General features: G+C 43.6%; 8 protein-coding genes. 3 read left to right on the top strand and 5 right to left on the bottom strand.

Annotation, left to right across the window (positions count from 1 at the left end; genetic code table 11):
- Positions 1 to 294: 294 nt before the first annotated feature.
- The 5 genes from VB740_RS15890 to VB740_RS15870 form a co-directional block, all read right to left on the bottom strand.
- Positions 295 to 1,509 carry a lipid-A-disaccharide synthase-related protein gene (locus VB740_RS15890; RefSeq protein WP_323200937.1) on the bottom strand — a complete coding sequence of 405 codons (1,215 nt, stop codon included), beginning with the start codon at positions 1,507 to 1,509 and terminating at the stop codon, positions 295 to 297.
- Between the two features lie 300 nt (positions 1,510 to 1,809).
- Positions 1,810 to 2,490 carry a glycerol-3-phosphate 1-O-acyltransferase PlsY gene (gene plsY, locus VB740_RS15885; RefSeq protein ID WP_323200936.1) on the bottom strand — a complete coding sequence of 227 codons (681 nt, stop codon included), beginning with the start codon at positions 2,488 to 2,490 and terminating at the stop codon, positions 1,810 to 1,812.
- Between the two features lie 149 nt (positions 2,491 to 2,639).
- Complete coding sequence (locus VB740_RS15880) at positions 2,640 to 3,908, bottom strand: DUF3086 domain-containing protein (RefSeq protein ID WP_323200935.1); 1,269 nt, start codon at positions 3,906 to 3,908, stop codon at positions 2,640 to 2,642.
- A gap of 137 nt (positions 3,909 to 4,045) precedes the next feature.
- Positions 4,046 to 4,432 (bottom strand): DUF3119 family protein, encoded by a 387-nt coding sequence (locus VB740_RS15875; protein ID WP_323200934.1) that lies wholly within the window; start codon positions 4,430 to 4,432, stop codon positions 4,046 to 4,048.
- 141 nt (positions 4,433 to 4,573) lie between these two features.
- Positions 4,574 to 5,368, bottom strand: coding sequence for an MlaE family lipid ABC transporter permease subunit (locus tag VB740_RS15870; protein WP_323200933.1), 795 nt, complete (start codon positions 5,366 to 5,368; stop codon positions 4,574 to 4,576).
- 493 nt (positions 5,369 to 5,861) lie between these two features.
- Here VB740_RS15870 and VB740_RS15865 point away from each other — a divergent pair, with 493 nt between their 5' ends.
- From VB740_RS15865 to aroH, 3 genes are all read left to right on the top strand, one after another.
- Positions 5,862 to 6,158, top strand: coding sequence for a hypothetical protein (locus tag VB740_RS15865; RefSeq protein WP_323200932.1), 297 nt, complete (start codon positions 5,862 to 5,864; stop codon positions 6,156 to 6,158).
- 639 nt (positions 6,159 to 6,797) lie between these two features.
- On the top strand, positions 6,798 to 7,619 hold the full coding sequence (sppA, locus tag VB740_RS15860) for a signal peptide peptidase SppA (protein ID WP_323200931.1): 822 nt from the start codon (positions 6,798 to 6,800) through the stop codon (positions 7,617 to 7,619).
- A gap of 95 nt (positions 7,620 to 7,714) precedes the next feature.
- The gene (gene aroH / locus VB740_RS15855; RefSeq protein WP_323200930.1) at positions 7,715 to 8,128 is read left to right on the top strand and encodes a chorismate mutase; all 414 of its coding nucleotides are present in this window, start codon (positions 7,715 to 7,717) and stop codon (positions 8,126 to 8,128) included.
- The last annotated feature ends 258 nt before the right edge of the window (positions 8,129 to 8,386 follow it).

Below are 8,386 nucleotides of genomic sequence, written 5' to 3'. Positions count from 1 at the left end.
AACCCCCAACCCCTTCCCTACAAGGGAAGGGGAGCAAGAATCAAAGCCTCTCTCCCTGTGGGGAGAGGTTTGGAGAGGGGTTCTAAGGATAAGTTGCACATTACGTAAAATATATTTTTTACCTTCTTTTATAAGTAAATTTATTTATGAAAAAAGAAGAAAATATCTATTTCGATAGCGCAGCGTTAGCGACTTAGTAGCGTCGTGGAAAGCGCTACAAGAAATACTGCGTCCTTATTGAAACCCTTAGATTTATTGATAGGATTTACCTCCTGCCACCTGACACAATTTCTACTAAGTTTCTCCTAAAGAGGTTAGCAGAAAGTGGGCTATTCTCTCAGATGCACCGGGCGGCCCAAATCGCTCAGGGCCATTTTGTTGACACTTAGCTAGATAGTCTGCATCTTGTAAAGTCTCGACCACTTGTCTGGCCCCTTGTTTGAGAGTCTCTGGAGTTGCTGGGCCAGTGCCGATAGTTTGGGCAGAAATGCCCAACAGCCGCGTTTGCGCCTCTGCGAATTGATAAGTAAATTGAGGCCCTTCTCCGGGAATTTGGATAATTGGTTTGCCGATCGCCACAGCTAAATCCACTGCTAATCCTGCCATACCAATGACGAGGTTAGAGTAATATACAATATCACTGAAGGCATCTGAGTAACATCTGACCTCTACAAGTGGTGATTCCTCAGCAGAACTTCCTGGAGGAGAATAGGTGAGTACGCCTTGATCCAGTTGCCAACCTTGACTTTTAGCAATCTCGTCTAGTTGCTCCATCAAATTTTGTACTAAGGCGGCGCGAAACTGGAACCGTGACTCAGGCATCACCTTGGCAATTTCTACCACCAGTTGCAACTGCAAACAGAAATTTCGCGCTGCTTCTGGCATCCGCGACCCTGGCAAAAGAGCGAGCATTGGAATGTCGGGTTTCAGGTGCAAGTCTTTGCCAGCCGGAACGAGGCGATCTAAAGCCGGAATACCACCAAACCGAGCTTTAGCTATACCTTGCCGTTGGAGGTCAGAAGCTGTATAGGAATCTCTGGTGAAAACTGCCAGACATCGAGAAGAATTCAGATCGTGCCACAGCAGCGGATTGATACGCAATCGACCTTCATAGAGGGCAGAAAGACAAGAGATAAACGAGACGAAGGGGCGCTTTGTTAAGTAAGCAAATGTTTGGGAGATAAAATCCCCAGTAGCCATAATCAAATCGCAGTTGGGAGCATACTGCAACACGGCTTGTAATTGTCCCCACGTTAAACCAATCAATCCCGATTGAAAATCTTTGAGCAAATAGAGGCGCTTCATATAAAAGAATCCTCCAGAGGGCATCGTTTGTGTGGGGCCAATAATGGGAATGTCCAAGTTGCGATAAGCTTTTCCTTCCCCTACAATCGGCATTGCTGCCATCTCGATAGAAGGACACAACTGGCGTAGGGTCTGAATAACATGAGAGGTGTGATTGTCCTCTCCGTGGCCGTTACTGATAAACAAGATTCGTTTAGAAGGCATCTTGGGGTTTGGATAGGTCTAAAATGCTTGGTGAGATTTTTACCTACATTGGGTGAGTAGGCATTCGTTATCCGATAGTCAAAAAAACTACAATTGATTCCCGTAAAAAGCAACCAGAATCTGATTAGTACTGTAGATTTTCATGCCTGAAGCTGTTTCTTTTCAACTCAACGTTGCTGGCTCGTTTCTTGTTGTTTTAAACTCCAGAAGAGACACCACGCCCACCTAACAGCTTGCTCAGGGCATCGCTTGGGGTGGGATATGTACCAAAAAGTCTTTATCAATTTGTAAGTTGGTCAATTATGCAGCTTGCTCTGGTTCCGCCGTTACATTTTGCCCAATTTTTGGCTCCGTTCCTGCAAGCAGTCGTTCAATATTAGGGCGATGACGCAAAATCACATATAATCCACCGGCAATCCCAAACAGAATATAGGGTAATGGTTGATGCAAAAGTACCATGAAAATGGAAACTGCGATCGCACCTGCAATTGAACTCAAAGAGACAATCCGCGATATCACTACGACGATGGCAAACACACCCGCTGTTGCTAAACCTACCTGCCAACTCATTGCCAACAAAATCCCCAAGCTGATAGCAACGGATTTACCACCAGTAAAGCCCAAAAAAATTGATTTACTATGTCCCAGGATTGCAGCTAACCCAGCTATTGTTACCAACCACGGTTGCCACGCTTGTGCATCTACCTTTGGGGGGATATAATTTTGAATTGAGTTAAAATTGCATAACCAGTAAACTAGAGCGATCGCTAATACTCCCTTTAAAGCATCAAGTACTAAAACGAATGCTCCTGGCCCTTTGCCCAAGGTTCTTAGTACATTAGTTGCTCCAGTGGAACCTGAACCAACTTGCCGAATATCAATACCTTTTAACTGCTTCACAGCAATGTAGCCAGTGGGAAAAGAACCCAGCAGGTAAGCTATGACCACAATTGCTCCACACAGAGTTAACCAAATAGCCATAATAAAATTCAAAATGACGCTCTCTACGAGACGCTGCGCGTAGCTTGCTTCCCTGTAAGGGTACGAAGACTCGCTAACGCTGCGCTAACAAAATTTAAAAAAGTCAAGAGGTATTACTCTTGACCAATGACCAATGACTAATGACTCATTTAAAAGTCATCATCATAGTTTCTCACTGTTTTGGGGTCAGGAGCAAAGGCTAACCACAGGGGAAATTGCAGCAGTGACAAACTGATTTGCTCCTCTGAATCATCAATGATAATAAAAGGTAGTTGATTGGCTTTCGTCAATCGGTCTGCTTTCTGAGCCAGAGCATCAGACGCTTCAAATAATACCACGCCCCGGTCTGGGCCAAAATCTGGGCGACCGATTCCCAGACAGTCTTGCAAGCCGCGTCGCCATTCACCCAATCGCTCCGGTGTATTAGCTAAGACTAAAGTACGGACGCGATCGCCATACAGCTTGTGTAATATCGAAATTGCAGCTGAGGCAATCAAAATATTCTGTAAGCGGCTACCCATTGTCCGCAAACCACCCCGTCCCCCTTGGGTAAAAAACCAGTTAGAGACTCGTTCTGCGTGGATTGGTTCAAAGGTACGGCGTAGTTGCCACGCTGGCCCGTAATAATCTGGTTTATTGCGGTATTGGTCAATTAGGCGGCGAATTTGCTTTGTAGTATCTTGAAACTGCTGTTGGGCAAATTGGGGTATTCCAGGTTGGGTTTCAACTGGTTTAGCCTCTTTTTCTTTTACAGATGGTTTTTCTCGTTCCACCACAGTTGGCGTCAATTGCAACTGTTCAGCGGCAACGGCCAAATCCTGTAAGCTACCCGTGAGATAGTCTTTAAAACCCTGCACCCGAATTGCCAAGTCTTGAGATGTACCAGCAAAAGTGGTTCGCATCTCATTGCGGATACGTTCTTGACGGCGTTCTAGTTGTTCTACAGAAATTTGCAGGGTTTGTTTGCGTTGTTCTAACTGTACCAACGACTCTTGCACAAGTCGCCCCAGTGAGGTTTGAGTTTCACCCACTTGTACCTGAAGGTTTTTATATGAAGCTTGCAGCTTGGCTATTTCTTCCTTGAGAGCAGCTTCAGCGCTCTGCAACTCTGCTACTCGCTGCTCTGCTTCTGCATATAATGAATGGTTTTCTGATCCCAGTGCTGTATTTTCCGGTTCCGACTGCGCTACAAACTCGCCATTTGAATTTTCTGTTAGCTCTACTGTAGAATCTACCACTTCTGCATTGGAGATGAGTGGCTCAAAAGCTGTGCAGTCTTCTGAAGAGCTAATGGCTCCTGTTTCTCCCACTGACTCAACAGATGGATTGAGTGGATGTTCAACTGCATTGTTCTGTTCTTGTTTTTCTGCCAACCGCTCATCAATTGGTTCTGGGGTTTGAGATGCCTCTGGATTCATAAACAATAGTGTAATTCCTATGACGCGAATAAATAGCTTTCAGAAATATTACAATTGACCTGCCATAAAAGTCCTGAGTTATGAGTGCTGAGTTATGAGTCTAAATCGAAACGACTCAGCACAGATCGAACTCAGGACTAAATACGCGGACAACGTTGTTCTAAGCAAGTTCTCAAGGTATTGGGATCAAATAAAATCGGCAAAAAGTGAATACTTTTAATTTCTTTAAAGTAAAACAGGATGGGGACTCCATTCCAAAATATCCGCCAGTTTTGCCATTCCTGGTAAGGAAAGCGCCGAATCAATTTTTCGCCTCTGTAAATATCTAAGTCGGTGGCGGTAAATTGCAAACGCAGCGTTAACGCCTGAAACATGAGAAACAAACCAAACAGTGTAAAAACGGAGCCTACCCACGGTTGTACCAACAGTAGTGGAATAGCGGCAATCACCAACACTATAGGTATATTGTAACTGGGCTTGAGTTCCACAGTTGATGTGGAGTTAGGAGCAAATGAACTAGTCACAGTCTTAAATCCTGCTTTATTTAGTAAGGCATCTTTCCTATTTTAGGAGTCAGGGGTTATGAGTTAGGAGTAAGGAGTTTTAACTCATAACTCTTAACTGGAGCTTTCGGAGTCTCAGGCTTTGCTCCTAACTCATCAGTTTTATAGCCCTAGGAATGCACTACCAGTCCCCTGAAACATCAACCAAGAAAGAAAGAAGTTGCTAACGAATATAATCAGTAAGGCAGTCACAACAGCAGTTGTGGTTGACTGTCCTACACCCTTGGCTCCTCCTGTTGTCGTCAATCCCCAACTGCAACCAATTACGGCGATTAAAATGCCAAAGCAACACGCCTTAATCATGGCGCTAAAAATATCCCAAATGCCAAGAAAGTTACGGGCTGAGTCTAGAAATACCGTATCAGACAGGTTGTAGATATTTGTCGCAATTATTAATCCCCCAAACATCCCTGTCACCAAAGACAGAAGGGTTAAAATTGGTAGCATTAAACAGCAAGCAAGGACGCGGGGGATAACTAGATAATCGATTGGATCTGTTTTTAACATCAACATGGCATCGATTTGTTCTGTGACCCGCATGGTACCGATTTCGGCTGCAAATGCAGAACCGACTCGCCCAGCCAAAACCACTGCCGTCAACACGGGAGAGAGTTCTCGTGTCAACGCGACAGAAAGCACCCCGCCAACAATGTTTCCTGCGCCAAAGTTGATAAATTCCCGCGCCACCTGAATAGTAAACACCGCGCCAACGAAAATAGCTGTCAAGAGGGCAATAAATAGGGAATCTGGCCCAACTGCTGCCATTTGTTCTAAAGTGTTGCGCCGATGGATTTTGCCTCTCAATAGGTGAACTAGTACTTGCCCACCCAGAAAAATCGCTGCCAGCAGCCGCTGACTCCATTCTCCTAAACTGGATTTGGATTTAGTCTGGTTCAATGTTCTGTAGCTAACTCGGTAACTGCCTTAAGAATAGCGGAAGTCATTGGGATAGGGAATGGGGAGTAGGGAATGGGGAATGGGGAATGGGGAATGGGGAAAGAGGAGGCAGAAGGCAGAGGGCAGAAGTTCTTTAATTTTGAATTTTGAATTTTGAATTGATTTCTCTCCCTGCCTCCCCTGCTCCCCCCACTCCCCACAGCGCTGAATATTAACTTTGATTAAAGATGCTCTCAGAAAATGAAGCTGTTGTTAGAGGTGTTGAAAACCAATAAATATGGCTAACTTTAGCTATAAACTTGATTGTGCAAGGGTTTTGTAAATTCAAATCATTTTTGATATCCTCAGCATGTGCTGTAGCTGGTAGCCGTTTATTTTAATTAAAACTTAAGATTTTTGACAGATTGGTTGGTCAGGAGTGATCGCACGTATTGTAGAAAATGACGAACTGCTATCTAGCTCTTGTCATCTCTACTCACGGAGTTTGTCTTAAATGGCTATTTTCACTAACTTTCTCCGCTCCTTACTACTCACAATCATTTTTAGTTTTGTCGCTCCCATGTTACTAGTTGGCGGCGGATTGTTCCTTTTACCCCTCATCGGTTACTTCCCCGGTTTACAAGAGTTAACTGAAGCGATCGCTACTGAGGTTATGCATTTTCTCGCCACCTTTGGCAGTGGAACTCCCTTACGTGGATTATTCGTGATTAGTTTGACCTGTAGTTTCGTCGGAGCACTGTTTGATGTGTACGTATACTATAGGTATCAAATTTTACGAATTGATTCATAAGTAGTGGAAATAGTTTAGTCAGGTGCTCATCGGCTATACAAAATAGAGAAAAGTGATATTCCCAAAACTTAAAGTACTACTGGTTTTAAGCTATGTAAGGATTAGTGTTGCTGAATGAATTTTATTAATTAAATTGAGTACGGAAATTATTAATTAAATATTTATTATTTACTTAGTTATTAGCTACTAATTGCTGACAACTACTACAGGTGCGCGACCCTAGTAAAGCAATCCTCAAAAATTCAAAATATTACAAGACCAAGGGTTGTAATATTTTGAATTCCGCAAGACAGCTAAAATAAGCTATTACGCCTTTAAATTACACAATAAGTTATGAGGTTCGTTGACTGCTGACAGTCAACACAAAAAATGTGGAAGTTAGATGGGCGACAGCTTAGTTTGTGCTAAATCATCATGCTGGACGCTAAACTAGAGTTTGGCATTTTGCGTTAGCTACAATCTTCAAGAAATTTATTAGTATTCATTGAGAATATCAAATAAAACTCCCTACAAAATATAAAAATTTCCTTAAAATCCTGATGAGCACAATGCCTGCTCATGTTTCTTAACAGAGCAAAGCAGGTCGTCTGACCGCTGGGCATCTTATATTAAGTTTATTACGAGGTATGTTGACAGCTCATGATTTGGCCGTTTAAGCCCAAGTTTAGAAAACAAATTGCGCGGATTGAAATTACTGGTGCGATCGCGGGTGCTACTCGCAAACGCGTCCTAGAAGCCCTGAAAACAGTAGAAGAAAAAAAGTTTCCGGCATTATTGCTCCGTATCGATAGCCCTGGCGGTACAGTCGGAGATTCCCAAGAAATCTACAGCGCCCTGAAGCGTCTGCGCGAAAAAATTAAAATCGTCGCTAGCTTTGGCAATATATCGGCTTCTGGAGGCGTCTACATCGGCATGGGAGCAGAACACATCGTAGCTAACCCAGGAACAATTACGGGTAGTATTGGTGTGATTCTGCGTGGGAATAACTTGGAACGCTTGCTAGAAAAAATTGGTGTTTCCTTCCAGGTAATTAAGTCTGGTCCTTACAAAGACATATTGTCTTTTGACCGACAACTGACTCAACCAGAAGAAAGCATCCTGCAAGAGTTGATTGACACAAGTTATCAGCAGTTTGTCCAAACGGTAGCTGATGGGCGTTCTTTAACAGTAGAAGCTGTAAAAAGTTTCGCCGATGGTCGGATTTTTACTGGACAGCAAGCCCTAGAGTTAGGTGTTGTAGACCGCCTGGGCACAGAAGAAGATGCCCGCCGCTGGACAGCAGAATTGGTTGGACTTGATCCAGAAAAAACTCTCTGCTATACCCTAGAAGAACGTAAACCCTTATTGAGTCGCGTTCTACCAGGGAGTCGTCAGTTTTCATCAGGAATTGGGGCTGGTATTGATTGGCTCGAATTTGAAATGTCTACTAGTGGTTTACCCTTGTGGTTATATCGACCCTAATATGAGTTAGGAGTTAGGAGTGAGGAGTTCAAACTCTCAATTTTTCACTCTTAACTCCTAACCTCTAACTTTTTTCTTTTAAGGAGGATTTGGGCGTGGAGTGGCAAATGCGGGCTATTCGCGGAGCAACAACCGTTTCAGAAAATACCGTTGAGGCAATGCAAGAGGTAGTGACGGAACTACTAGATGAACTAGAAAACCGGAATCAATTCCAACCGAGGGACATGATTAGTGTGACTTTCTCGGTTACACGCGATTTGGATGCTATTTTTCCAGCTGCGATCGCTAGATCGCGTCCTGGTTGGGATAATGTGGCTATGTTGGATGTGCAGCAAATGCATGTCGAAGGCAGCTTACAGCGCTGCATTCGGTTCTTAATCCACGCTTATCTGCCAGCCTCCGCCTCGGTTCATCATATTTATTTACGCAACGCCGCTAGCTTGCGTCCTGACTGGAGTTTGCCCCAGTCTTTACAAACATCACAGCCAGCAGTTAAGTCAAAAGTGTAAATTATTTAAATAAAATATATGTAACAAACAGCATAAAAGTATAATTATATGCTGACGCGGCTGCTCAACCTGCTGCTGATGGGAGAATTTTCCCTAAGCGTGGAACTGTGTGGGTGACGATTATCTGGTATGGCTCATGCTTTGAGGCAATTATTATTAATAAGGTTTTTTGATGAAAATTATTGATCACCAAAGACGCGATAAATCGCCGTCTCTACAAAAGACTGATTATTGTAGAGACGGCGATTCATCGCGTCT

It is taken from the genome of Nostoc sp. UHCC 0251, assembly GCF_034932245.1.
In the GTDB taxonomy this organism is placed as follows: domain Bacteria; phylum Cyanobacteriota; class Cyanobacteriia; order Cyanobacteriales; family Nostocaceae; genus Nostoc.
This window is presented reverse-complemented; position numbering and strand designations above follow the sequence as displayed.

Bases quoted from the DNA above. Each gene is read 5' to 3' on its own strand.
- VB740_RS15890 (WP_323200937.1), bottom strand. From the start codon at position 1,509: ATGCCTTCTAAACGAATCTTGTTTATCAGTAACGGCCACGGAGAGGAC.
- plsY (WP_323200936.1), bottom strand. From the start codon at position 2,490: ATGGCTATTTGGTTAACTCTGTGTGGAGCAATTGTGGTCATAGCTTAC.
- VB740_RS15880 (WP_323200935.1), bottom strand. From the start codon at position 3,908: ATGAATCCAGAGGCATCTCAAACCCCAGAACCAATTGATGAGCGGTTG.
- VB740_RS15865 (WP_323200932.1), top strand. From the start codon at position 5,862: ATGGCTATTTTCACTAACTTTCTCCGCTCCTTACTACTCACAATCATT.
- sppA (WP_323200931.1), top strand. From the start codon at position 6,798: ATGATTTGGCCGTTTAAGCCCAAGTTTAGAAAACAAATTGCGCGGATT.